Origin of the sequence: Gillisia sp. Hel_I_29, assembly GCF_000744275.1 — a bacterium.
GTDB lineage: Bacteria > Bacteroidota > Bacteroidia > Flavobacteriales > Flavobacteriaceae > Gillisia.
Map to the genome: position 1 here is coordinate 137,324 of NZ_JQLP01000001.1, position 24,539 is coordinate 161,862.

30 protein-coding genes and 1 pseudogene are annotated in these 24,539 nt (G+C 36.9%); 2 read left to right on the forward strand and 29 right to left on the reverse strand.

The genetic code is table 11. The features are described from left to right. Positions 1-23 precede the first annotated feature (23 nt). The 5 genes and pseudogenes from P163_RS00585 to P163_RS00605 all read right to left on the reverse strand — a co-directional run. Positions 24-1,400 carry an MBL fold metallo-hydrolase RNA specificity domain-containing protein gene (locus tag P163_RS00585; RefSeq protein ID WP_034886812.1) on the reverse strand — a complete coding sequence of 459 codons (1,377 nt, stop codon included), beginning with the start codon at positions 1,398-1,400 and terminating at the stop codon, positions 24-26. Between the two features lie 14 nt (positions 1,401-1,414). Then, positions 1,415-1,669, reverse strand: coding sequence for a hypothetical protein (locus P163_RS00590; protein WP_034886813.1), 255 nt, complete (start codon positions 1,667-1,669; stop codon positions 1,415-1,417). Positions 1,670-1,707: 38 nt separating this feature from the next. Then, positions 1,708-2,550, reverse strand: a complete 843-nt coding sequence (locus tag P163_RS00595) for an ATP cone domain-containing protein (RefSeq protein ID WP_034886815.1) — start codon at positions 2,548-2,550, stop codon at positions 1,708-1,710. Next, the gene (locus tag P163_RS00600; protein ID WP_034886816.1) at positions 2,547-3,383 is read right to left on the reverse strand and encodes a universal stress protein; all 837 of its coding nucleotides are present in this window, start codon (positions 3,381-3,383) and stop codon (positions 2,547-2,549) included. The genes P163_RS00595 and P163_RS00600 overlap by 4 nt, the downstream gene beginning before the upstream one ends. 24 nt (positions 3,384-3,407) lie before the next feature. After that, positions 3,408-4,040: pseudogene (locus P163_RS00605) on the reverse strand (SDR family oxidoreductase); the annotation flags it as partial. 57 nt (positions 4,041-4,097) lie between these two features. Between P163_RS00605 and P163_RS00610 the strand changes: the two are divergent. Further along, a complete protein-coding gene (locus P163_RS00610; protein WP_034886817.1) occupies positions 4,098-4,487 on the forward strand; it encodes an IS630 transposase-related protein in 390 nt (129 codons plus the stop codon). After that, entirely contained in the window at positions 4,484-5,350 is an 867-nt protein-coding gene (locus tag P163_RS00615; RefSeq protein WP_034886819.1) for an IS3 family transposase, read from the forward strand. The genes P163_RS00610 and P163_RS00615 overlap by 4 nt, the downstream gene beginning before the upstream one ends. A gap of 31 nt (positions 5,351-5,381) precedes the next feature. On the opposite strand, the gene P163_RS18050 is transcribed toward P163_RS00615, so the two are convergent. The 24 genes from P163_RS18050 to P163_RS00730 form a co-directional block, all read right to left on the reverse strand. Next, positions 5,382-5,540, reverse strand: a complete 159-nt coding sequence (locus P163_RS18050; protein ID WP_081891273.1) for an SDR family NAD(P)-dependent oxidoreductase — start codon at positions 5,538-5,540, stop codon at positions 5,382-5,384. Positions 5,541-5,582: 42 nt separating this feature from the next. Continuing rightward, on the reverse strand, positions 5,583-6,572 hold the full coding sequence (locus P163_RS00620; RefSeq protein WP_034886821.1) for a 2-hydroxyacid dehydrogenase: 990 nt from the start codon (positions 6,570-6,572) through the stop codon (positions 5,583-5,585). A gap of 10 nt (positions 6,573-6,582) precedes the next feature. After that, complete coding sequence (locus P163_RS00625; protein ID WP_034886822.1) at positions 6,583-7,851, reverse strand: MgtC/SapB family protein; 1,269 nt, start codon at positions 7,849-7,851, stop codon at positions 6,583-6,585. 3 nt (positions 7,852-7,854) lie between these two features. Further along, positions 7,855-8,829 carry an ATP-dependent 6-phosphofructokinase gene (locus P163_RS00630; RefSeq protein WP_034886823.1) on the reverse strand — a complete coding sequence of 325 codons (975 nt, stop codon included), beginning with the start codon at positions 8,827-8,829 and terminating at the stop codon, positions 7,855-7,857. Then, a complete protein-coding gene (locus tag P163_RS00635; RefSeq protein ID WP_034886825.1) occupies positions 8,816-9,736 on the reverse strand; it encodes an alpha/beta fold hydrolase in 921 nt (306 codons plus the stop codon). Before P163_RS00635 ends, P163_RS00630 begins: the two co-directional genes overlap by 14 nt. After that, positions 9,733-11,091 (reverse strand): dicarboxylate/amino acid:cation symporter, encoded by a 1,359-nt coding sequence (locus P163_RS00640; RefSeq protein ID WP_034886827.1) that lies wholly within the window; start codon positions 11,089-11,091, stop codon positions 9,733-9,735. The genes P163_RS00635 and P163_RS00640 overlap by 4 nt, the downstream gene beginning before the upstream one ends. A 12-nt stretch (positions 11,092-11,103) precedes the next feature. Beyond that, a complete protein-coding gene (locus P163_RS00645) occupies positions 11,104-12,165 on the reverse strand; it encodes a class I fructose-bisphosphate aldolase (RefSeq protein WP_034886829.1) in 1,062 nt (353 codons plus the stop codon). Between the two features lie 11 nt (positions 12,166-12,176). Next, positions 12,177-13,190: a type II glyceraldehyde-3-phosphate dehydrogenase gene (locus P163_RS00650; protein ID WP_034886831.1), complete on the reverse strand. Its 1,014-nt coding sequence runs from the start codon at positions 13,188-13,190 to the stop codon at positions 12,177-12,179. 18 nt (positions 13,191-13,208) lie between these two features. Continuing rightward, positions 13,209-14,564 carry an APC family permease gene (locus P163_RS00655; protein WP_034886832.1) on the reverse strand — a complete coding sequence of 452 codons (1,356 nt, stop codon included), beginning with the start codon at positions 14,562-14,564 and terminating at the stop codon, positions 13,209-13,211. A 7-nt stretch (positions 14,565-14,571) separates the two neighbouring features. Then, positions 14,572-15,927: an NAD(P)/FAD-dependent oxidoreductase gene (locus tag P163_RS00660; RefSeq protein ID WP_034886834.1), complete on the reverse strand. Its 1,356-nt coding sequence runs from the start codon at positions 15,925-15,927 to the stop codon at positions 14,572-14,574. Positions 15,928-15,961: 34 nt separating this feature from the next. Continuing rightward, positions 15,962-16,423 carry a universal stress protein gene (locus P163_RS00665; protein WP_034886836.1) on the reverse strand — a complete coding sequence of 154 codons (462 nt, stop codon included), beginning with the start codon at positions 16,421-16,423 and terminating at the stop codon, positions 15,962-15,964. A gap of 28 nt (positions 16,424-16,451) precedes the next feature. Next, the gene (locus tag P163_RS17700) at positions 16,452-16,967 is read right to left on the reverse strand and encodes a hypothetical protein (RefSeq protein WP_051931021.1); all 516 of its coding nucleotides are present in this window, start codon (positions 16,965-16,967) and stop codon (positions 16,452-16,454) included. A 4-nt stretch (positions 16,968-16,971) separates the two neighbouring features. Continuing rightward, complete coding sequence (locus tag P163_RS00675) at positions 16,972-17,688, reverse strand: lycopene cyclase domain-containing protein (protein ID WP_034886837.1); 717 nt, start codon at positions 17,686-17,688, stop codon at positions 16,972-16,974. Between the two features lie 4 nt (positions 17,689-17,692). Beyond that, entirely contained in the window at positions 17,693-18,487 is a 795-nt protein-coding gene (locus tag P163_RS00680; protein ID WP_034886838.1) for a helix-turn-helix domain-containing protein, read from the reverse strand. Between the two features lie 6 nt (positions 18,488-18,493). Continuing rightward, the gene (locus P163_RS00685) at positions 18,494-19,648 is read right to left on the reverse strand and encodes a hypothetical protein (protein WP_034886840.1); all 1,155 of its coding nucleotides are present in this window, start codon (positions 19,646-19,648) and stop codon (positions 18,494-18,496) included. Between the two features lie 17 nt (positions 19,649-19,665). Continuing rightward, positions 19,666-20,892 (reverse strand): multicopper oxidase family protein, encoded by a 1,227-nt coding sequence (locus P163_RS00690; RefSeq protein ID WP_231556134.1) that lies wholly within the window; start codon positions 20,890-20,892, stop codon positions 19,666-19,668. A 51-nt stretch (positions 20,893-20,943) separates the two neighbouring features. Then, positions 20,944-21,222, reverse strand: a complete 279-nt coding sequence (locus P163_RS00695) for a DUF5676 family membrane protein (protein WP_034886842.1) — start codon at positions 21,220-21,222, stop codon at positions 20,944-20,946. A gap of 17 nt (positions 21,223-21,239) precedes the next feature. Continuing rightward, positions 21,240-21,458, reverse strand: coding sequence for an SHOCT domain-containing protein (locus P163_RS00700; protein WP_034886843.1), 219 nt, complete (start codon positions 21,456-21,458; stop codon positions 21,240-21,242). A 20-nt stretch (positions 21,459-21,478) separates the two neighbouring features. After that, the gene (locus P163_RS00705) at positions 21,479-21,697 is read right to left on the reverse strand and encodes a heavy-metal-associated domain-containing protein (RefSeq protein WP_034886844.1); all 219 of its coding nucleotides are present in this window, start codon (positions 21,695-21,697) and stop codon (positions 21,479-21,481) included. 12 nt (positions 21,698-21,709) lie between these two features. Beyond that, positions 21,710-21,967, reverse strand: a complete 258-nt coding sequence (locus tag P163_RS00710) for a hypothetical protein (protein WP_034886845.1) — start codon at positions 21,965-21,967, stop codon at positions 21,710-21,712. 25 nt (positions 21,968-21,992) lie between these two features. Beyond that, positions 21,993-22,454, reverse strand: coding sequence for a hypothetical protein (locus tag P163_RS00715; protein ID WP_034886847.1), 462 nt, complete (start codon positions 22,452-22,454; stop codon positions 21,993-21,995). Between the two features lie 159 nt (positions 22,455-22,613). Next, positions 22,614-23,216 carry a WG repeat-containing protein gene (locus P163_RS00720; protein ID WP_034886849.1) on the reverse strand — a complete coding sequence of 201 codons (603 nt, stop codon included), beginning with the start codon at positions 23,214-23,216 and terminating at the stop codon, positions 22,614-22,616. Between the two features lie 70 nt (positions 23,217-23,286). Continuing rightward, positions 23,287-23,868 (reverse strand): helix-turn-helix domain-containing protein, encoded by a 582-nt coding sequence (locus P163_RS00725; RefSeq protein WP_034886851.1) that lies wholly within the window; start codon positions 23,866-23,868, stop codon positions 23,287-23,289. Between the two features lie 171 nt (positions 23,869-24,039). Continuing rightward, the gene (locus P163_RS00730) at positions 24,040-24,462 is read right to left on the reverse strand and encodes an HYC_CC_PP family protein (protein WP_034886854.1); all 423 of its coding nucleotides are present in this window, start codon (positions 24,460-24,462) and stop codon (positions 24,040-24,042) included. Between the last annotated feature and the right edge of the window lie 77 nt (positions 24,463-24,539).

Below are 24,539 nucleotides of genomic sequence, written 5' to 3' on the forward strand. Positions count from 1 at the left end.
ATTGATTGTTGTGATTTTTCGATTTATTCTATTTCTTCGATGGTGTATAATTGCGGAATTTCTGCATCCCACCCATAGGTTTCCTTGATGCCCTTTTGTAATGCTTCTGCACTTTCTTTTTCACCGTGTACAATGAAAACCCGCTCTGGCTTATTTTTTATTTTGCGCATCCAATCCATAAGTTCAGCGTGGTCTGCGTGTGCCGAAAGCCCTTCGATTTCAGCAACTTCCATATGAAACGGCACCCATTTTCCATAGACTTTTAGTTCTTTCTCACCTTCCAATAATTTTCTACCACGTGTGCCTTCGGCTTGATAGCCCACAAAAAGCAAGGTGTTATTTGGATTTTGCGCTTGGGTTTCGAGATAGTTGAGCATTCTTCCGCCTGTGAGCATTCCGCTTCCTGCAATCACGATTTTTGGCTTGTTGTCTGTTCTTAATTCCATTGTTTCCCGAAAACTGCTTACGACCGTAAAGTGAGAACACATTTCGTCACATTCGTTGTCCTCCAATCTGTGCCAATCGCGAGTTCTATGAAACAGTTCCAATACATTGGCACCCATCGGGCTGTCCATAATCATTTGTACTCTGGGGATTTTCTTTTCTTTCAATAATTTCCAAAAGATGAGCATCATTAGCTGGGCACGTTCTACCGAAAAACTTGGGACAAATAAGCTTCCTCCTCTATTAATGGTTTCGTTGACCAATTTTTCAATCTGCGGAAGTGCTTCCACTTCATCGGGATGAAACCTTCCACCATAAGTAGATTCAATGAAAAGCACATCGGCTTTTTTTGGTTTCAGGGGTGGATAGAGCAATAAATCATTGGTTCTTCCAATATCTCCTGAAAAGACAAAACGCTTTCCGTGTATATCTAACTCAATATAGGTTGCACCAAGAATATGTCCGTTGTATTGGAAGCGAGCCCTAATACCATCAAATAACGGAATCCATTGTGATTGTGGAATTCCTTTAAAGTGTGGGATAGTTTTTTCTACATCCTTTAAATCGTATAATGGTTCTGCGGGACTATGTTTGGAATAGCCTTCCTTATTGGCACGTTCGGCTTCTTGCTCCTGTATTTTTGCACTATCATTCAAAATGATTTTTGCAATGTCCAAAGTAGGATTCGTACCATAAATGGGGCCATTGAAGCCTTGTTTTACCAATCTGGGTAAATAACCTGTATGGTCCATATGACCGTGGGTAAGCAAAACAGCATCAATATCACCTACATTAACAGGTGGGTACTCCCAGTTTTTAAGGCGTAATTCCTTTAACCCTTGGAAGAGGCCACAGTCTATAAGTATCTTTCTATCTCCTGTATCCACCAAATATTTTGAGCCAGTCACGGTGCCTGCCGCTCCCAAAAAGTGGATGTTTATTTTTTTGTTTTTCATCGTTATAGTATTTATTAATGTCCACCACAACAGGAAGGCGTATTTCCTTTGTCTTGGTTCGATTTGCTCAATTCCGCTATTTCGTTATATAGATTGCGGGAATCCTCTTTTATTACGAGTGCCAACTTCTTTACGGATTTAGGCTCGAAGTGTACCATACCCAATAATATTTCGAGGGCTTCTTCAAGTAGTTTAGAATCATCTTCCAATGCTTGGTAAAATGGCTCTAAATCTATACGGCTCTGTTCTTTCAGTTCTTCTGTTTTCATTTGTCCTATTTATTTAGATTAAAAATTTAAGTAGTGCTCTAATGAATTTCACATAATTCTCTTGAATCTTCGAGAACCTTTTTGTGTCTTGATTTTGGCACTCCTACTTGTTCTAAAATTTTTGGGGTTTCGTGAAGCTCTTTACAGAGTACGATACCTTCATCCAATAGTTTTGTTTTTTCAGCTTTGGTAAGTGTTGTTAATGCTGTTAATGGATGCAGCCCCGATTTATCTATTCTGTCTTTTAAACCGTCACCAATTGGATAATCCCAACTTGTCAATAATAGCCCCACGCATTTACCATATTTCACCGCATCACTTGTAAATCGTGTATTGGTGTAAACGCCTCCTTTATGAAGCTTGGCTTCGTGACCTTTTTGACGTTTCCATTGTTTTTCAACATCTAAAAATCTTGAGTGGATATATAAGGGAATTTTAACGTTGCAAAAGCGACCTTGGTCACTGTGGTATTTACATTCAATCATATAATGGGTATTGTCTTTTTGGGCTATTACATCCACTTCGTGCTGAACGCAATTGCCTTGAACTATTACACCAACCTGTGTTGAAAATCCTTCGTGTGCCAGTAGTTTGCCTACTAACTTCTCAAATGGGAAGCCAGAAGGACCTAATTCCATCAGGGCTTTTTTGAGTTTGTATTTTGAAGCACTTACTCTCGACTTACCTTTTAGCATTTTAAATGCCATTTGATAGATTTTTTTGGTGGTAATGCCTTCATATAATTGGTCTTCAACTTGCCCTACTATTTGCTGAATCAATTCTTCACTTGCTTGCGAACGTCTTAATGAATTGATAAGTTTATCCACATCAAAGGCTACCACGTCGCCCGAATATTTTACTATGTTTATTGGATGTTTCATTTTTTAATATGTATGGTCATTACAGGAAGTTCTGAATGATTGGTTACACCTTCGGCAATACTTTTTGAAAATAGGCTCAAAAAACCTGTCTTTCCGTGGGTACTCATCGCAATTAAATCTGCTGGCTGATGTTTTAAAAATGTATTAATACCTGCCTCTACTGAAGATTCGTTATGAACACTCATAGAAAAGTTTTTTAAGGCGGGAAACTTTTCAAGAAATTGCTTGACAGGGTTTAATCCAGCGTTGATACTATTAAAGTCTGTTTCTGTATTTATACGTAACAAATGAATTTTAGCATCGCATTTTTCAGCTATTGAAAGCACCGCTTGAAACGGATGACTCACATCTTCTTCAAAATTTGATACGAACAGAATGTCCTTAAAGGGAAATGTTACTTCCTCTTCTTTGACCACAATAATCGGGGCATTAGCCTTTCGGACAATTTTCTCAACATTACTGCCTGTTATCTCCCGTACACGACCCTTTGTTCCGCTACTACCTGTAATGATAAAGTCGTGATGGAAATGACCAGAATGTTCCAAAATATCTTTTTGTCCTGAATCGAACTGAAGAAAGGTTCGGCATTTAAGACCTTCGTGTTCTGCTATTTTTTCGAGTTCACGTAAATTAGCCTTTGCAGTACCTATTTGCTTTAAGGTTTCTGGATAACGCTTTTCTTTGAGTTTGTCTAATTTTACCCAATCCACAGGTGTTGTCATTTGATGTAGAAAGTGTATTTCTGCATTGTATGTTTTTGCCATTTTAATCCCGAGATGTGCAGCTTTAGTACAGTTTTCAGAGAAATCGGTAGGTACAAGTATATTTTTCATAATTTTTTGTTTTAGGGTAGTTTGTTATTGTGCGGTATAGCCACCATCGATTACCAATTCAGAACCAGTCATAAACTTGGATTCATCCGAAGCTAGATAGACGACTCCATAGCCTATATCATCAGGCTCTCCCAAATGGCCAACAGGATGCAAACTTTCTAAATGCTTTTTGCCTTCTTCTACATTACCTTGAGCTTTCAGAAAATTTTCTACCATTGGTGTCCAGATATAAGCAGGATGTATAGAATTGATACGGATTCCGTAGCCTTGTCTTGCACAATGCAGGGCAGCAGATTTCGTGAATATGGTAACACCGCCTTTGCTTGCGTTATAAGCAGGTAGGTTAGGGTCCCCGATAAGTCCTTCAATGGAAGAGAAGTTGATAATGGAACCACCTTCTCCAGTTTCCTTCATACCCTTTATACCATACTGAGTACCTAAAAAAGTGCCATTTAGGTTTACATCTATGAGGTTTTTCCAATCTTCAAGGGTAACTTCTTCTACAGTTCCACCTAATCCTATTCCGGCAGAATTAGCTAATATGTGTAATTTTCCGAAAGTTTTGAGCGTGGTCTCAATGACATTTTTCCATTCATCTTCTTTGGATACATCTTGTTTAATGAATATAGCCTCCCCACCGTTAGCTTTGATTTGTTGGACTGTACTTTCCTGAAATAGGTTGACTAAAAATTAATCCTTTTAGCACTATATCTAATGAAAGAACAAAATGAACACTGTCGAAAAACTTCCTACAAAAAAGTAGGTTATGATCTTAAGCTGGTTATCATCGATCAGATCCAAAATGCACAGATCTCTATCAATCATGCTTCCGATAAATATCAGGTTTCCAGAGCTTCTATTTACTACTGGTTGAAAAAATACAGTACTTTAGAACAAAAGAAACAAGGGATGAGCAAGAAAGATGAGATCAAAAAACTCAAAGAAAAAATAGAGGAGCTGGAGTTTGTAAAAGACTTCCAACAAGACATTATTGCTGACATGGAACTTATTACCGGAGTTGATATGTCAAAAAAGTCATTGCCCAAAACATTAGCAGACGAGATCGAAAAAAAGAAGCAAAACCGTTTAAAAGAAAATGGTTGATCCAATGTTTTGGGGTTTCCAAACAAGCTTTCTATAAGCGGTTAAAATCTCATCAGACCACGCAAACACAGCAACAGCTAATCATTCGGCTCATCAAAGAGTATCGGAGTCAGTACGGACTGCGCACCGGTGGAATCAAACTATATCAGGAATTAAAGGCTGACATGAACCGACTCGGTATCAAAATAGGAAGGGATAAATTCTATCAGGTGATGCGCATGAATAACCTGCTCGTGCCTAAATTAAAGCGATTCCATATCACAACTGATTCAAAACATCGATTCTTTAAATACAAAAACCTGGTAAAAGACAAAGTGCCCACCAGGCCTGAACAACTTTGGGTAAGCGATATCACCTATATTAAAACACAGAACGGACACAGTTATCTGGCATTGGTCACAGACGCCTATTCCAAGCAAATTATGGGTTATAAATTGGCAAGCCATATGAAGACATCACTTTGCATCGATGCGCTTAAAATGGCCATTAAAAACAGGAAATACAAGAATCAGAAACTCATTCATCATTCAGATCGTGGAATTCAGTATTGCAATCCCCAATACACCAGCTTTGCTGAGGAAAACGGAATACAAATGAGCATGACCGAGAAGTACGACCCATACGAGAATGCCGTGGCTGAGAGAGTCAACAGAACCCTTAAATATGAATATGATTTAAAACGAACTATAAAAAATACTAACTTAGCGAAGAAGATGGTCAAAAGGGCTGTTGAGATTTACAACAACAAAAGACCACATTTCAGTCTCAAATTGAACACCCCTAACTTTGTTCATTTGAATAGAAATGTAGACTATCATTCCTACAAAAGAAACAAACAAATTTTAGAACTACTGACCATTTAAACTGTCAAAAATCGAATCAAAAAAGGTCAACCTATATCAGTATAATACAGACTACCTTTTTTCCATCTTCTTCATCTATATCTGTAACAACGATTTTTGCTCCTTCACGTGCTAATAAAATAGCACTTGATTTCCCTAGACCAGAGGCACCTCCTGTGACAATGGCTACTTTATTTTTTACTCGATTCATAATTTTAAGATTTAAGTGTTACTACTATTTTTTGCTTCTTAATCAAGAAACTTCGTTTCCTGAAACTTTGCCTTTATCAAAACAATCCAGATTATATATTGTGGTTTCAGCAATATTTGTCAATGCAGTTTCGGTTAAAAAGGCCTGATGACTGGTTATCAAAACATTGTTGAAGGTCATTAATCGGGCAATCACATCGTCTTGCAAAATGTCATCGGAATGGTCTTCAAAGAACAATCCTTCTTCTTCCTCATACACATCTATTCCGAAATACCCAATTTTTTTAGTTTTCAATCCTTCGATAACAGCTTTGGTATCGACCAATCCTCCACGACTTGTATTGATAAGCATTACGCCTTGCTTCATTAATGAAATATGTTTTGCATCAATCAAGTGTTTCGTTGAAGACGTTAGTGGTACGTGTAAGCTTATGATATCGGACTGCTTACAAATAGTTTCACAATTGGTATAGATTACATTGTAGGAATTGATTAAATTTTCATCCACAATGACATCCTGAACAAGTATTTTACAACCAAAACCGTGTAGTATTTTTACCAATACAGACCCAATTTTTCCAGTCCCGATAACGCCGACGGTTTTTCCATTGAGGTCGAAACCGGTAAGACCGTTCAATGAGAAATTCTGGTCACGAACCCTGTTGTGTGCTTTAATCAATTTTCGGTTTAATGCAAGTATGAGTGCCATTGTATGCTCTGCAATGGCATAAGGGGAATAGGCTGGAACACGTGCCACCTTCATATCCAGTTCAGCTGCTTTTGCTAAATCCACGTGATTGAATCCTGCTGAACGCAGAGCAATATATTTTACGCCAAAAGCATTGAATTTTTCAAGAATGTGTGCCGAGGCATCATCGCCCGTAAATAGACTTACTGCTTTAGAACCTGTTGCGAGAATAGCAGTTTCTTGAGTTAAACGACTTTCAAGCAGCTTTAATTGATGCTTGCCATCATTCGCTTTTACGAGATACGGCTCTTCAAACTTATGCGTGCTGAATACTGTTGTTTTCATTTCACTTTTTTTAATTTCCTAACTGTATTAAAATATATACAAACCCTACGATGACAACAGTTCCAAAAATTAGCATCACGAGTTTCCCAGTCTTTTTAGAACCTTTGAAATAGGTAATACCAAGTTTTACAATCATATTGCTTATAGTTGCTGTTATAATGACATTGGTGGCCAGCGTGAGTTTTTCTTCCAATGACCCAAATTTTGCCATACTGATAGTTATCGCATCCGTATCTGCCAATCCTGCAATTAGGGCTGAATAGTATAAACCGCTTTCGCCAAAAAATTGATTTCCATAAAAAACTGCAAATAGGATGACCACATAAATACCACCAAACCCAAGGGCGTTCCAAATATTGAGCGGATTACCCAGATTGATAGCTGTTTTTGTGACATCTGTATTCTTTTTGATGAATAAGAGTGCGCTTATCAAGCAGATAAGGGTAAGAATAGTAAATGGAATGACTAAATTTAAAAGTATGGCACTATTGAAAATATAGGCCAGAATCGCAAGTCTGGGAAACATAATTGCGGAAGCTATAATGATACCCGCAGCATATTCTTTTGAAAGTTCTGGCGATTCCTTACTTCGCGAAGCATATATCCAAGCTACTGCGGTACTTGAAATCAATCCGCCTAAAATAGCAGTGAGCAGAATACCACGTTTAGAACCTACATATTTTACAAGAAAGTAACCAATGAAATTCAGAAATGACACTATCACTATTATCGCTCCAATCTCAAAAGGGTTAAGCAATCCCTCTGGACCATAATCTTGATTTGGTAAGAAAGGCAAAATAAGAAGCGCAATAATTGAAAACTTAATAAAGGCGAAAAGCTCTTCGGAAGTAATATTTTTAATGAAGGTATTAAATGTCGTTTTCAATGATAACAGAGTAACTATGATAACCGCAGTAGCAACTGCTTCCTTATGCAAATGATTAGCAACCATAACACCCAAAATCAAAGTAGCGAATAATGCCATATTGGTGGTAATACCAGTCATAATATGCTTTTGTACTATGGAAAGATGACTCAAAGACAGAAACAAAAGAAATGCTGCTGCAATTATAATGACCAACCAAGGTGTATAGGTTGTGGAAAGATTTCCCAATATAAAACCAATAATGGCAACAATTGGGAAGGTTCTTATACCTGCAAAGCCTTGTTCTTCCTTCAATTTATCGTATTCACGTTCCAGCCCAAGAATAAGGCCAATACCCAGACTGATGAGCAGTCCGAGGATAAATGGGTTGATATTTTTAAAGGCTTCTATCATTTCTTACTTTCCAAATAATTCTAAAAGTTCATACAATTCATTATCTACTTGATGTTGCTTGACCACCTCTTCAAAAGGGGTTAGATGCAATTGATTATTTAAAATTCCAACCATTGCGTTCTTTTTACCTTGTGAAATTGCGTTTACAGCTGCCACTCCAAGTCTAATGCCTAACATTCTATCTAAAGCTGACGGATTTCCGCCTCGCTGGACGTGGCCGAGTTTCGTAATTCGTAAATCGACATTGGGATTGACTTCCTTTATTTTTGAGGAAACCAGTTCTGCACCTAGTTCATCACCTTCAGAAACCACGACAAGGAAGGCATCTTCACTATCGTAATTCTTAACCTTGTCCAATAGATAAATAAAGTCCTTTCCACTCTCTGGAATAAGGATGGAATCGGCACCTACCATTAATCCTGAATGAATAGCGATGTAGCCTGAATCCCTTCCCATTACTTCAACAATAAATACGCGGTTATGGGATTCGGCAGTATCTTTTATTTTATCAATATTTTCAATGGCAGTGTTTACAGCCGAATCAAAACCAAGGGTGTAATCTGCACCAAAAATATCGTTGTCTATAGTGCCAGGAATGCCTATAAACGGAATGCCGCATATTTCTGAAAAAGCTAATAGACCTTTAAAAGTGCCATCGCCACCAATAGCAATTAAAGCATCTATGTTGTTTGCTTTTAGAGTTTGCAATGCTTTTTTACGACCTTCCAATTCCAGAAATCGTTTGCTTCTTGCTGTTTTTAGAATGGTACCGCCTTTTTGGGTTATTTTTTTTAGTTCGTGTGATGCTAATGGAACCAAATCACCATCTATCAACCCTTCATACCCTTTTCGAAAACCACTTATTTTTATGCCTTTTGCTTCAGCGGATTTGGCAATGGCGTATAGTGCAGCATTCATCCCAGGGCTATCGCCTCCAGATGTGAATACGCCTATATGTTTAATTTTATTCGTGCTCATTGGATATGGTTTTTTGTAACTTTTTTTCAGAAATAGTAAAATCTTTAATAGTGTTCCAAACAAATTCTGCTTCTTTCAGAAAGAACTGATGGTCTCCTTCAGATGAAGTAATTATTTTTGCGTTTTTAAATTCCCTCGATAATTTTAAGGCATTTTCTAAAGGTGCAGTAGTGTCTTTTTCTCCGTGAATAAAGAGCACATCTTTATCCTTAATTTTCTTTGTAATCGCATATAAATCTGTTTTTAGGATGACTTCTGTGAGAGAATAATAATAACTCATCCAATGATGCTTTTTTGCATCTTCATAGACATCATCCGTGAGGTTATCAGGCTTGAATGCACGTGACATAAATATGGGATGAATCATACAAATGTATTTTGAGAATTTGCTTGTTGAAATCCTATCTACAAAGGAATGAGAAGACATAATTTCTTTAAACTCATCAGCGTTCTTGTAAACAGGTACGCTTATAAAAATTCCTGCCTTGAACCAAGTTGGTTGCTTTTCCAATATTGCTAATGAAATCATAGCTCCCATAGAATGTCCTGCAATAATGATATTTCCATCATTGAATCCTTCTTTGTTAAGAATCAATTCAAGGGCCTGCAATTGTATTGAAAGGGAATAATCACTTTGTGGTTTTGGCGAATCACCAAAACCTAGCAGGTCGACTAAAAGTAGCTTATGCGTAGTTGTAATACTTTCTAAATTGCGTTTCCAATAATGCAATGAGCCTGTTAAACCGTGTAACAAAACAAGTTTGTTTTCTCCAGAGCCTATTATTTCATAATTCAACAGTGTTTCTTTGGCATCATAAGCTGGTTGCTTACCAATCTTATAATGCTGATAGCTGGCAATAGCCACAACAGGAAGAATGAACACTATGGATATGAGTAGTAATGTCATTGTTTTGTAATTGATTTATTATTCGTTTTCTCACTAACCAAGATTGGGGTTTTACCATAGAATCTATTGAAGACCATACAGGCAGTTAAATCACCAGTTACATTTACAGCAGTCCTAAACATTCCCAAGAGTCTTTCTACACCAATGATAATGATGATGCCTTCAGCAGGTATGCCGACACTTCCCAAAACAGAAGCGAGTATAACCACACCACCTCCTGGAATGGCAGGTGTACCAATGGATGCAGCGACAATAGTTACAATGACCACTATAATATTGAGTAAACTCATTTCCAGTCCGTAAGCTTGGGCAATAAAAAGAGTTGTAATAGTTTGATATAGTGCAGTACCATCCATATTGACGGTCGCCCCTATAGGTATGATAAAATTGCTAATAGTCTTGTCCACTTTTAGTTCTTCTTCGGCGGTTTTTAGAGATAAGGGCATCACAGCGGCAGAACTTGTGGTTGAAAAAGCCAATAATTGAACATCCCTTATTTTTTTTAGGAAATGCAATGGGTTTTTCTTTCCGAGAAGTACGATGAGTCCCAAATAGAAAATTACCAATAAAAGAAGACCGAGAAGTACTACCCCAACATAGTACGTTAAACCTGATAAAGAACTTAAACCAACACTAGAGGTAAGCTGCGCCATTAGTCCGAAAACAGCAATAGGTACTAGAAGCATTGACCATTTTACTACTGTCATACAGACTTCCTGAATGGCACTTAAAAGAAGCTTCACTGGGCGCAGTAAGGCATTTTCAAGTGATAGCACAGCTACACCAATAATGATTGTGAAAATCACAATACTTAACATTTCACCACTAACCATAGATGCTAAAGGGTTCTCTGGAAGTAAGTTTGATATGGCATCTGGAATAGTTTCAAGGCCGAAGGAAAGCTCGGGATTTTCCGTTGGAGCAGCAGTAATTTCATTATGTTCAGCTAGAGCCTGTTGATGTAAAAAGCGACCAGGTCTAAAAATTTGAGATAGTATTACACCCAAACTTACCGAAACTATGGTAGTGCCTAGAAAATATAATAAAACGCCACCACCCAATTTTTTTAGACTGTCCTTTTCATTACTTGCGATTCCTGTGATGATAGAAGCCACAATCAAAGGAATCATAATCATTTGAACCAGTTTTAGAAAAAGTACGCCAGGCAATGCCAGCCAATTCCCTGCGATGTCTGCTGTTTCTTTAGTAATCCACCCGTTTTGAGGACTTAACAGCAATCCAAAACCAACACCCAAAAATAAGGCAATGATAACCTTTAGCCATAGACGACTTTCTACCAATTTTGAGAGGTAGTGATTGAATGATTTAAGTGATTTTACTTCTGTGTCGAACATTCTTTTTTATTGTTATGCAATGCTAATTTTAGTATCCAAATAAACTTTCTGAACGGATTGTAATACTTCCACGCCTTCGCCGAAGGGCTTTTGAAACGCTTTTCTTCCCATTATCAATCCAGAGCCACCAGCTCTTTTATTGATAACGGCAGTTGTTATTGCCTCCACCAAATCAGACTTACCTTTAGAGCCACCACCGGAATTAATCAATCCGATTTTTCCCATAAAGCAATTAGCCACCTGCAACCTGCATAGGTCGATGGGATGTTCTGTTGTCAGCGTCTCATACATTTCATCATCATATTTTCCAAAACCGATTTCTTTGAAACCAAAGTTATTTGTAGGTAATTTTTGCTTAATGATATCTGCCTGAATGGTTACCCCAATATGATTTGCTTGCCCTGTTACATCGGCAGCAGCGTGATAATCTTCTTTTCCAGTTTTGAAAGCTTCATTTCGGGTATAGCACCATAAAATGGTAGCCATACCTAAATTGTGGGCTTCTTCAAAAGCTTCAGCTATTTCTTTAAGCTGTCTATTGCTTTCTTCGGAACCAAAATATATAGTAGCACCGACAGCAACTGCTCCCATATCCCACCCAGCTTTTACTTTACCAAATAAAGTTTGGTTATATTTATTAGGAAATGTGAGCAGTTCATTGTGATTAATCTTTACGATAAACGGGATTTTATGGGCGTATTTCCTAGCGTTCAATCCCAAAGCACCGAAGGTGGAAGCCACACCATTACAACCGGCCTCAATGGCGAGTTTTATGATATTCTCTGGGTCAAAATAATCCGGATTTTTATAGAAAGAAAAAGCTGCACTATGCTCGATACCTTGGTCTACTGGAAGGATACTCAAGTAGCCTGTACCACCAAGATTTCCGTGGTTATACAATTGCGAAAGGCTTCGCAGTACCTGCGGATTTCTGTTGCTTTGGGTAAATACCTTATCTAGGCTTGTTCTACTTGGGGTTTGCAATTCATCCTTGGTTATTTTTTCACAAACGTGATTCAAATAGAAGTCTGCTTTTTCCCCTAACAGTTGTGTAATATTTATGTCTATTTTCATTGTATTAATGATTAATGAATTCCTAAACTTTCATTTGTTTTAGCGATAGATTTGGCACCATCTGTTTCAATTCCTGTAAGTGCTCTAATGGCATCAATAGTTTCGGGTATAACAATTGCTTGGTTGTCTACCACATAGGCGTAGAAAAGTTCATCCCCCACTACCTTCAGCATATCTTCCCATAGGGCTACTTCATACATATCGCCCCAAGGTCTTCCCATATCCAAAAACATTTCCTTGATAGTGTTGTTAGAAACTAGGCCTTTGTCATATTGAATTAGCTTGATACGACTAGATGTCTTAAAAGCATTCAGCACTTCTTCTTTCGAGGCTTGTTTTTTTAACTTCACATTCCAATAGTGCATATGGCTTAAAGTTTCTGGAACTTTTACTGCGGCAGTGATGACATCCAAATCTGGGTCAACGCTTTTAGCATCAGGACCTTGGTGGCTCGGGATGTCTTTTTCAGGAACCATCGTATTCATAATACCACCTAAATGGCTTTCCCAAGGATCTGTTGCTCTTCTTAAAAGTGTACCTCTGGCATAATCCAATAAATTGGCTCTTTTTAAAGCGGTCAACGTCCTTAAAATAGAAGTGGTGTTGCAGGAAACTACACGTGTAGCATCTAGATTTAGAGCAGACTGATAATTATTTTCAGCACTAAAGGAATGGCCTGTTGTTTCGTGTTTTTCGCCTCCGTGTAAAATAAATTTGATGTTTTGCTCTTTATAAATTGCTACATTTTGAGCCGCAATCTTTTTAGGGGTACAGTCCACAACGAGATCTGATTTTTTCAACAGGTCGTGCATATCGCCTTTTACTGAAATACCTTCGGATTTCATTCTGTCTTCTGCTTCTTGAGTTGCTGCGTAGATATCGTACTTTTTTCTCACGGCATTTTGAATGCGCCAATCGCTTATGATATCACACACGCCCGAAAGCTTCATATCGTCCTGTAGATTGATGGCATCGGCCACCCTTTTTCCGATGACTCCGTATCCTATAACTGCTATATTTTTCATATAAATTGTTTTAATTAATTATGATTTGTTGTTTTTATTATTTGTATTCTCCATTCCCATAGGCATATTGCCATCATCGTCTGTATGCGAAATCATAAAAAAACGTTCCGCAATGAGAATCAGGATAATTCCAATTGCTGCTACGATGAGCACCATTGGATCATTCAGATATTTTATATATAGAAAGGCTGCCAGTACTACCGTGTCCATTACAATAGCTATTAACGGAATGATGGGTTTAAATTTCACCTCGTTTTTTAGGTAGCGAAAAAGCCCCCAATGGATAGCTATATCCATAATAAGGTAGAAAATAGCTCCTATAGAAGCGATTCTTGTTAAATCGAAAAGGGCAGTGAGTAAAATGGCAAGGGAAACCGTGAATATGAGCGCTGGATTTTTAAAATTACCTATCCTTTTTAAAGAGGGTACTTGTTTCATATTACTCAACATCCCCAATAAGCGCGATGCCGAAAATACACTGGCGATAACCCCTGAAAAGGTTGCTACAATAGCGATTGCTATAGTAAACCATAAGCCCCATTCCCCAAAAACAGGTTCGGCTGCTGCTGCCAAAGCATAATCTTTTGCCTTTATTATTTCAGGAATGCTTAAACCGCCTGCAACAGCAAGTGCCAAGGCTACATAAATAAGTGTGCAGATAAGAATAGAAATCACAATGGATCTTCCAAGGTTTTTGTGTGGATTTTTGATGTCTCCACCTTGATTCGTTATTGTTGTGAACCCTTTATAGGCAAGGATTGATAATGCCAATGCCGCTACAAAGCCGAACCCTTGTGGTAAGGTTTCGGTATTTTGTGGGATATAGTCTCCTGTAATATCCGCAAATCCAGAAGCTACCAGACCTGCAATCGCAAGTAGTGCAATACCACCTACTTTAATAATTGCTGTAAAAGTGGCCGTTGCTCCAATTACTTTATTTCCTAGAATATTTATTATATAAGCTGTTACCAAAAGTAGAATACCAAGTATGGATGCATAACCAGCATAACTTTCTGGGAATAATCGAAGGGTATAAGCGCCAAAGGTTCCTGCAACTAAACTTTGTGCAACGACCATTGAAACATACATTAGTAAAGAATAGACACCGGTTGTCGTTCCAGGTCCATAGGATTTATTGAAAAACTTAACCACACCTCCAGAGGATGGAAAAGCATTTGAGAACTTTACGTAGGAATAAGAGCTGAAACCCACAACAACAGCTCCCGCAATAAAGGCAATCGGGAACAGATCTCCAACTAACTCCGCTATTTGTCCCATAAGAACAAATATGCCAGCACCAATCATTACACCAGTTCCTAGAGATATAGACCCTATTAAGGAAAGCTTATTGTTTTTATCTGTTGTGTCTTTCATTCGTAAATTATTTCTTTATGTTATTAACCGACGGTTTTGGTTTAAAATTTCTAATAATTAGGCGGTTGCTCTTTTCATAAGTGAAATAGCTTACCGCCCAATTAAAACCAACCATCAATCTATTTCTAAATCCGCTTATGGATAATAAGTGTACAACTGACCATAATAGCCAAGCGAAATAACCTGCAAATTTGAATTTGCCCAAATCAGCTACTGCCTTACGTTTCCCTACTGTAGCTAATGAACCTTTGTCTTTATATTCGAAAGAGTTCACACCCTCATCCTTAATAATTTTCAATAATACATTACCTAAATATTTACCTTGCTGAATAGCTGTTTGTGCTACTTGCGGATGTCCTTTTGGCGTTTCTTCTGTAATTACAGCCGCTATATCGCCTATGGCAAAAATGTTTTTGTAGCCTTCTACCATTAAAAATGAGTCTGTTTTTAAGCGGTTACCCTTTACCACGTGTTTTTTATCAATACCTTTTGGAAACTGTCCTTTCACACCAGCTGTCCAGATTAGGTTTTTTGTTAAAATAATCTTATCACAATTTGTGACAACCTGTGAACCATCGTAATTGCTTACCGATTCATTGAGTAATACCTTTACCTCCAAATCCTTCAAATATTCTAGCGTTTTTGATGATGCCTTGTCTGACATCGTACTTAAAAGCTCATCAATGGCTTCAATTAAATAGATGTTCATTATGGAAGAAGGGTATTCTGGATAATCTTTGGGAAGAATATATTTGCGGAATTCTGCCAAAGCTCCTGCCATTTCCACACCAGCGGGACCACCGCCAACGATGACGAAATTTGTTAAGGCATCACGTTCTTTATCATCACAAGTGATTGCAGCTTGTTCCAGATTTTGCAGCATCATATGGCGAATATTTAAAGAATCGCGAATGTTTTTCATCCCAAGACTATGGGACTCGACATTGTCCATACCAAAAAAATTAGTTGTTGTACCCGTTGCCAATACGAGATAGTCGAAGTGAACTCTTCCTTTATTGGTTATAATTGTGTTTGTAGAAGGTTGGATTTCCTCGACTTCAGCTAAACGAAACAATACATTTTTATAACCACTAATTTGTTTTCTGAAAGGGAATACAATACTATCAGGTTCCAAAGCACTCGTTGCCACTTGATAAAATAAGGGCTGAAACTGGTGGAAGTTGTTTTTATCGAACAGTACCACCTGCACCTCTTTGTGTTTCAGTTTTTCAACCAACGCTAAACCTGCAAACCCACCACCTATAATAATAACACGAGGTAAATTAGAGTCTGGAAGGCAGATTTCATCTGTTACTTTGCAAGCAGATTCTTTTGTATTATTATTTGAGTGGTTAGCGTTCATATTTAATTTTTATATCATTGGTATTAGCAATAGTTTACTTTGCGTCCTTGTCTTTTACAATCATTACTGAACATTTGGCGTGTGTTGCTAAATACTGTGAAACGGAACCTAATAAAAGACGTGAAAATGCGCCTTGCCCTTGCGAACCCACTACAATCAAATCGGCATCAAAAGATTCCGCTTTTTCCAAAATTTCTTTTTTAGGAAGACCGCTGACAACATTTGTTGTTATACGAAGTGAGCTATTTTTTTCTTTCAATACTTTACCAGCTTCGGAAACAATCTTTTTCCCTATTTTTTCAGCGTTTGATAAAAACTCTTTGTAGTAGGAATTAATAGAACTTGTTGATGTAATTAATGATGGTGTTGATATCGCAGGATGTTCATACACGTTTATAATGCAGACCTCACTTTCATTTTGTAAGGGTAATTTTGCAAGTTCTTTTACTGCTAGTTTACTAAAATCAGAACCATCTATGGCTAACACTATTTTCATAACTTGAATTTTTATGAATAAAGATTTCCTATCCTTTATTCTTATTTATAAATGATTGGGCATCTACTATGGAAGCGAAATAAAAAACACTTCCGCTACTTTTATCTTGAACAATAATTGCTGAAGCTTTATCAACTTTTGTATCATTTAGTGGATTACTCCCAAAGCGAACATCATCTAGATTTTTCTGTAACTTTTCAACACAATTTTCACAACAACCATAGTAGATAGTTCCATTGACGTCAATAGGTATTTGTGACACACCCATAAATCGGTCATTGACCATACAGACTTTTTCGTTGGGAACGATTTCATAATTTTGGGCTGATATAATGGCCTCATTTGCTGTTTGGGATGTTTCAACAGTTGGCTGTGTTACGCTTTCTGCAACATCTTTTTTCTTGCCAGAACAGGATAGAACTACTGCTGAAAGCAGTAGAAGGAACAATATAGCGATGGATACCTGGTATATCTTTCTTACTGGGTTCTTAATGGCTACAACTTGGATAGCATTGTTTTTTTGATTTGAGTGTATTCGTTTCATAGTGTTAATCTTTAAGTGGAATAATTATTTCAGTTTGAATGAGTTTTCGCCAATAGATATGTTCATACAATCCAGACCAATACATCCCAAAAGTGAAGGCGAACATTAATTCTTCAATAGGAATGCCCAAGACAAGAATATGGGTCAGGTTGTCTAGATTCCAGTACAACTCCACATATTGAGGATAGAACGGAAGGATGCTTCCGAAATAAATGAAGTACAATACCGTAAACAGAATTCCCCCAACCCAAATCTTTCCTTTTAAATCTGGGCGACAATAAAGAGTCGCCAATCCACCTATGAACAAAGCTATAATGCCGCAATAAATGTGATTGAGCGACGTAAAAAGCGCCAGAATGATGAATACAGCTGCTGGTATAAAAAGTATATAAATATGCAATCGGTGCCTACTATGACTTCGTTCGCTATGTGGTATTTCGGCAAGTCCTCTTTTAAAAATAAGGTTGTAGAGTACAGTGCCAATTCCACCTATTGCGAAAGAGAAAATCAAACTTTCGATATCGAAGCCTGTTTTTTCGGCCAAATCAAAAAGCGAAGGTGGAAACCAATATTCTGGTACAAACAACGGTTCTGTTAAACCAAAGGGCATCGTAATTAGGCTCATTTTGAGCATTTCTCTTCTAACTCCTTTTTTAGATAGATAGATAACTACCCAAAGAGCGAGAATGATAAGTGACCATATAAACCAGATGTATTGCATAACTTTATATTTTTCTAGTTTCTAAATAATTAACTGCCTCCTTGACCGTAAGTGGATAGGTGGCGTTGCCAGTACGAACATAAAAGGTGGTGTTTTCGGTATCGCTAACATAAACAGGTTTTTCAGAAGGTTCGATATCTACTAAACACACATCTTTTTCATTTAAACTATAGAATGAAATATGATTACTGAAACAAGCCTCGTGACCTAATTGTGTAGAAATGATTCTGAAAACTTCCCGCTCATAACCATCCCTGTTCTTGTGTTTAAGTGTTTTATAATCTTTTTCTAATCCTAAAACATTTCCGTCATCATCTACACCAATAATTAGTTTGCCACCCTTTGCATTCATAAAACCAGTGATAGTTTTAGCAATAACCAGCTCCAGTTCCTTATTGGTTGTTTTTCGATAATAGTCATAGCGTATGGAAGACTTGAACTCCACCATTACGTTTTCACCGGCTTGTATCAATGCTTCAATATCACGAATTAGCAATCGTTGTTGTGTGCCGATAAGCTTATTCTTTTGCTTAATGGTTATGAAAAACAGACCTGAGATTGTACCTAGAAAAATTCCTAAAAGCGTGAGCAAACCACCCATTCCCCTCATATCAAAAGAGAAAGACTCTAAAAAACGAGTTTTTAAAACGTCTTGAAACAAGGAAAATGAGAATGCCGTATTGCTGTACTCAAACCAATAGAGCACCATTGTGAAAGGGTGTACCAAGAAGTAGAAAATACCTGCCCAAATAAGTATCTGTACAATTATTGTTTTAATATGTTGCGTGGTATAGGTCACTTACTTTTATTTTATATAATTGTGTTCTAAGTTTAATAAGTCTTCGCGGTCACCAAACTGCTTATTAAATATTTGACTAAAAGAATATACAATAGCTAGTTGTAGACGATGCTCATTTTTTCCAAAAAGGTTTTGTGTAAAACCTTCATTTTCAGTATATCTATACTGAAATCCAATATCAAAATTTTGCCCCATTCGATAAAACCCGTTTGCTATAAATAGTAATTGGTTTGAGTCGGTCGATAAATTGTCCAAGGATTTATAACCACCACCAACAGAAATTTGATAATGTGGGCGTTCTAATTTTTGTTTCAAATATCTAAAAGTACCAAAGAGAGATGTTGACTGCGTTCTTGTGTAATCAAAATAATCATTAAGCTCTGTTATTTCATCCCAACCAAAGTTTTGAATAGCTTGAAATTTAAAATCCACAAAATTTATTGGGTCTGGCTTTAAATTCAGTATAGTACTAAAAAGTAAGTTTTTTACCGAAGAGTCAAAATCGTTAGAATATCCTGGTCTATCAGTGAAATAGTTGTTGTAACTCAATCCAATTTGTTGTAAGATATTTCTATTCCACCTTTGACTTTCTGGTACTCTGTAAACCAACGATAGTCCCATAGAGTTTAACCTAAAATCGTTAGGTTCTAAACTATCGTAGAAGTTTTCACCGTGTATTGAAACAGAAAAGCGTTGCTTAAATATGTGTGTGTAATCCAGTACATTGGCATATTGGTCACGTTCTGTATTTACACCATCAGAAAATGGGTTGAGTGCATAGACGAACTGTTGTGCATCATCATCACGTAATGTTGGGAATTCATTTAAGTTGGTCTGTGCAAGTGTACGCCCTACTTTAAAAATGTTGGTTTGGTCTTCCAATTTCATAAAAATATTATTGTAAAAGACCTCGCCCAAATTTGAATTGGCATCAGGAAATTGAAGCCCTAAAACAAATTGCGCTCTCCAGTTGTTATAAAGCTTTTGGCTAAGCCCCATTAATAATTGGGTATCAGAGAAATCTGTAACTGCATTGGACTCTTCGGAATTAAAGTTTAAATTGCCTGAGAAAACACCTTTGGCTCCAATTTCAAATTCTGGTGTAATCTGTGCGTTTGCAAGCCCAGAAATTAAGATGGCTATATATATGATTTTTTTCATTTTAACTGTTTTATAAATTATTCATCAAGAGCGATTTTTGGAAGTTTATCTTCTCCAAACATCATTTTGTTCATACTTCCCATATTTTTGTTTTCCATACCTTTCATATCTCCCATACCAGCATTTGGATTGTACATTGGATTTCCTGAATGTTTTGAAATAATCAACTCATCAGCTGGTAAGTCTTCGTATACTAGTGCTAACAAATTTCCTCCAGGATATAAACCGTTATTGGTCACTTTACGCGTGTCGTGATCGTGAAAAGTCCAAATACCCCTGTTCTTGCCTTCAACAATAATGTCAAAAGTTTTACCAGGTGTAAGAGGCACTGTGTTGCGTTTGAAAGGGTTCTCTAGAGGTACTCCATCGTCAGCTACCATCCAAAAATCGTGTCCGTGTAGATGTAAATGATGGGTTTCTGCACCAGCGTTTATAAGCCGAATTCGAATGTTCTCTCCAGATTTGATAAACAAATAAGGTGTAGATGGATATGACTTACCGTTAACTGTAAACCAATTGGCTTGTGGTAGATCTGAATTTGATCTTCGGTTGGTTACGTATGGTGGTTGATATCCGTTTTCTAAACTGGCGGTAAACTGTTCCTTATTATCAAAAACCGCCCATTGCTCGCTATTAAACCTTCCTTGTTTCATCAAATAGCTACGCTGTTTCATTCGCTCTAGCATACTATTCATTTCTTCACGTATATAGTTAGTGTCGTGTGATGAGTACACTAGAGTATATTCACGTTCATAGGGGAATTTCTTTTTAATTGAATCGTTTGGGTTTTCAACAATAAGACTACCAAACATTCCTGCCTGCATATGCATAAGTGTTCCCCAATGACAATGGTAAAAGTGTGTTCCTTCAGGCTCTGCTACAAACTCGTATATGAATTCATTTTTGGGCATTACTGGCAGTTGTGTAACGAAAGGAACGCCGTCCATTCGCCAAGGCACATAAACACCGTGCCAATGTATGGTATGGTTTAAATCTGTTTTATTGATGAATTTGACGCGTACCTTATCCCCAGCATTTACTCTTATTTCTGGCCCAGGAATCATATCATTAAAAGCAAGCGTATGATACTTATAACCTGGCGCAGGCTCGTGGGTATGAACATCTATATACAGCTCAAACTCTTTCCACTCGCCATCCATTTTATAGGGTAGCGTTTGTACTAGTTTGTGCTTATTGTTAGTTTTTGCTTCCTTGGCTAGTAAGTTACCAGGAAAGAATAGCATCCCTGCTGTCGAAACAGCTCCAGTGGCTAAAAAATCTCTTCTATCCATAATTTATCTTTTTACTTTAATTTGAGCATTATAAAAAGCACCTATGCACGCACCAATAAGCCACCCTAAAATGAATGTTTGAACGATACCGAATAATGCTTCTATTAGAGGAACATCCATTCTTATAATATTCGTGGTGTCTAGACCGTGTAAGAGGCTATTAAAGAAGGTGATTGTTCCTTCTTGACCCGCTGTGGCCATCACAATCATACAGCCCAAATAAATTAAGGATCCTGTTAGACCAAAAGCAAAACCGAGTTTTTTTATGTTTAATCGATACATAGTTTTATGATTTTCAGTTAGTTTTCTGACTTTAAAATCTTTACAGATTCTTCGTATTCTTCCTTAGAAATTTCACCTTTTGCAAAGCGTTTTTTAAGAATCTCTAATGGGCTTTCCTTCTTTGTTTTTTGATAGGGTATGTCAGCTGGGATAAAAAAGATCCAAGCAATTAAAATGATCCATATAATCCACCATATTAGGTGCATTCCTCCAAAGTGTCCGTCGTATAAATGCATAGTTTTTTAGATTTTAATTGTTATTGATTAAGTTCTGTGATTGTATATCCATTGAGCTCATCGAGTTGCTTTTGCAAGTCGGCAACCGAAAGTGCTTCATTCATCGTGATACGTGTAGCTCCTTTTGGTGCCAGAAAAATTTCTGCCTTTTCGATATTGGGATGTTCTTCCAAAGTCTTCTTGACCCTTGCTACACATCCACCACAACTAATTCCGTTTATTTGAAATTTTTGTTTCATTGTATATAGTTTTTAGTGATGTTGATGTCCTTTGTGTTCTTCTTTTGTTTCTTGTTCAGAATGATTGTGGTCGCTATCCTGATGCTTATGATTATTGTGCCTTCCGTGTCCGTGTGAACCGTGGGGCATAAACAGATGGATGCCGAACATAAAAAGGATGAAAATAAATAGTGATGAACCACCTCCTATACCAAATGAGGGCGCTAAAAAGATGAACAATAGTGGTAGCCCACAACCTATGACCATCCAAATCCAGTGATTGTTTTTCATTGTTTTTGTATTTAGAAGTTAAAAATTAATGATGCTCGGTATGATCCTGTTTGTTTGGACTATTCATATTCTGCATATCCATTCCTTTTTCGCCCATCATCTTTGAGCAAGATTCCATACAGTCCTCGCTCATCATTCCTTTTTCGTGCATCATTTTCATCATTGTTCCCATCATTTTTCCGTCATTCATCATTTGGTTCATCATCGAATGCATCATTGTACTGTCCTTCATCATCATTTGCATTCCTTCTCCTTGCATCATAGAGCCCATCATTTTTTTGTTGCCCTGCATCATTGCCATTGTGTGTTGACTGCCGTGCATACTTTCCATAAACTCGGTCATATAATCGTGGTTCTCGGTAACGGCATTAAACACCTCCGTACGAGTTTCAGGATTTTCCAATAGTGCTTGAGGATCTGCTCCTTGGTTGCAACTGCTTAAGCTTAAAAGCCCGATTGTTGATAAAACAATTAGTAATGTTTTCATAATTTTCTATTTTATTGAGTTAAACATTTATTTTTATAAACCCATTCCCAACAATCCACAAACCGTAGTTTAGGGAATGGGTTATCAGCTATTAACTGTCAGATTTAAAAAGGTTTTCAATCTTCTTTAATTTCATTTCTGTCGGGAACTTTTTCATTGTTATTCAATTTTTTTTAAACGCCATTTCTTGTTGCTGTCTTTAATGGCCACTAAATTTTCCGAAATGAATTTAGATGTTATGGTAGGTGGATTTTTATCCTCCTTATCTTTAGGCGATATATGAATGGCCAATTGAGTTAGATGGTCAATGGCTTTTCCTTGTTTATCTATAATTACTTCAAAATAATGGTAGCTAACGACGTCTTTGTTGAAAATGTCATTATAGCCTATGGTCTCTTTTTCAACTTTTAGTACCAATGCCTTATCATATTCGAAATTGGTCGCATTCAAGAATTGAGGTGTAATGACAGTTTTTCCAGTTTTATCGATATAGCCATAATACAGTATGCCATCTTTTTGATGGGCAATCAAGCATTTTTCGTTACTGAATATGGGGTAGGTTGCATTTCCTGTTTTGGTTAGCACCAAATCATTTCGAAAATCAATGATTACTTTGCCGTCTTGGTCAATAAACCCCCATTCGTTCCCTTTTTTAATGGCAGCTACTTCATTGTTAAAAGGCGAGATGTACTCTAAATTTTCTATAGTTTGTGTAATCCCTAGAAAGGGAATTAATACTAATGTGATGAGTAGTTTTTTCATTTTAGTTTGATTTATTTTGATAAAATTAATGATTGCCTTAAGCGTTTATCTGCATAACTTTCGTTGTTATCTACATAATTTCATCGTAAAAATTTCTTTTCCAGTTTTCAGTATTTTTATAATCGGTCATACTCACTCCAATTACTTCTTTGAACTGTCTAGACAGATGGTTGACGCTGCTGTAGTCCAATAAGTACCCTATATCTGAAAAGGAATGTTGTTTGAGTTGAATGAGCTCTTTAACTTTCTCTATCTTTAATTTGATAAAGTACTTTTCAATGGTTGTCTGTTGATTTGCTGAAAATAATTTACTCAATGTCTTGTATTCCCTATGAAGGCTTGATGCCAATAGTTCAGATGTTTTTACTTTGATATGTAATGGTAGCTCTTGTAATTGTTCAATTAGAATAATCTTGATTCTTTCTACGAGCATTTCTTCTTCGTTCTGCACTATTTCAAAATCATTGGCGTGAAGCACGGTTGTTACTGCATTGATGATTTCACTGTCTGTTTTATTTGGTGCTTCTACTAACAATCTTCCCAATTCCAATGAAAGTACGGTTACTTCAAGTTCTTGTAACTCCTGCATAATTACTTTTAAGCAGCGATTACAGACCATATTCTTAATCCAAAATTCTTTTGGTTTGCTCATAGTATATAATGTATTGTCATTGAGTTTTAACTCAATGGTTTGAAAGGTTAAGACCTAACAGGGTTAATGGTGTATAGTATTGTTGGGAATAGAGTACAACAAATGTTAGCCAGAAGTGAAACTTTGGCTATAGAGGTAATGCAGATTAAAGTCAATCTGCGATGTAGAAAATCAAATTAAGAAGGTCTCGTTGAGAATTATAATATCTGTAGATAATAAAGGCGGCCTATAGGTTTTAAAAGAAATGACTTTTTCTTCTAGCCCCTCGAACAGATTAATATAAGTATTAAAAAAAGTATTTAAGAAAACTAAAGTCTCAATCTCTAAAATTGTATTGGACTTCTTAAAGGTGTCATCTCCTTCTTTTACAATGGTCTGATTATCGCAACAATCCTTCTCTTGTATGGAAGTACATTGCTTGGAATTATTATCTTTTTTTTGTACAATCTCCATACAGGATTCTGCCTTACTAAAAAAAGCCATATCCACCAATTTATTACAGCAAAAGTGCATATCCACCGTGAAAGAAGAAGTAGAAAACAGTATAAAAACTGCTAAAAAAAAAGATAGTATTTTGGTAAAAAAAGATTTCACAGTATTAATAAATTTTGTCTAACATTAAATGTTTTCGTAAATTAAATGCTGCTGTTTAACAAGCTTGTTATCAAATT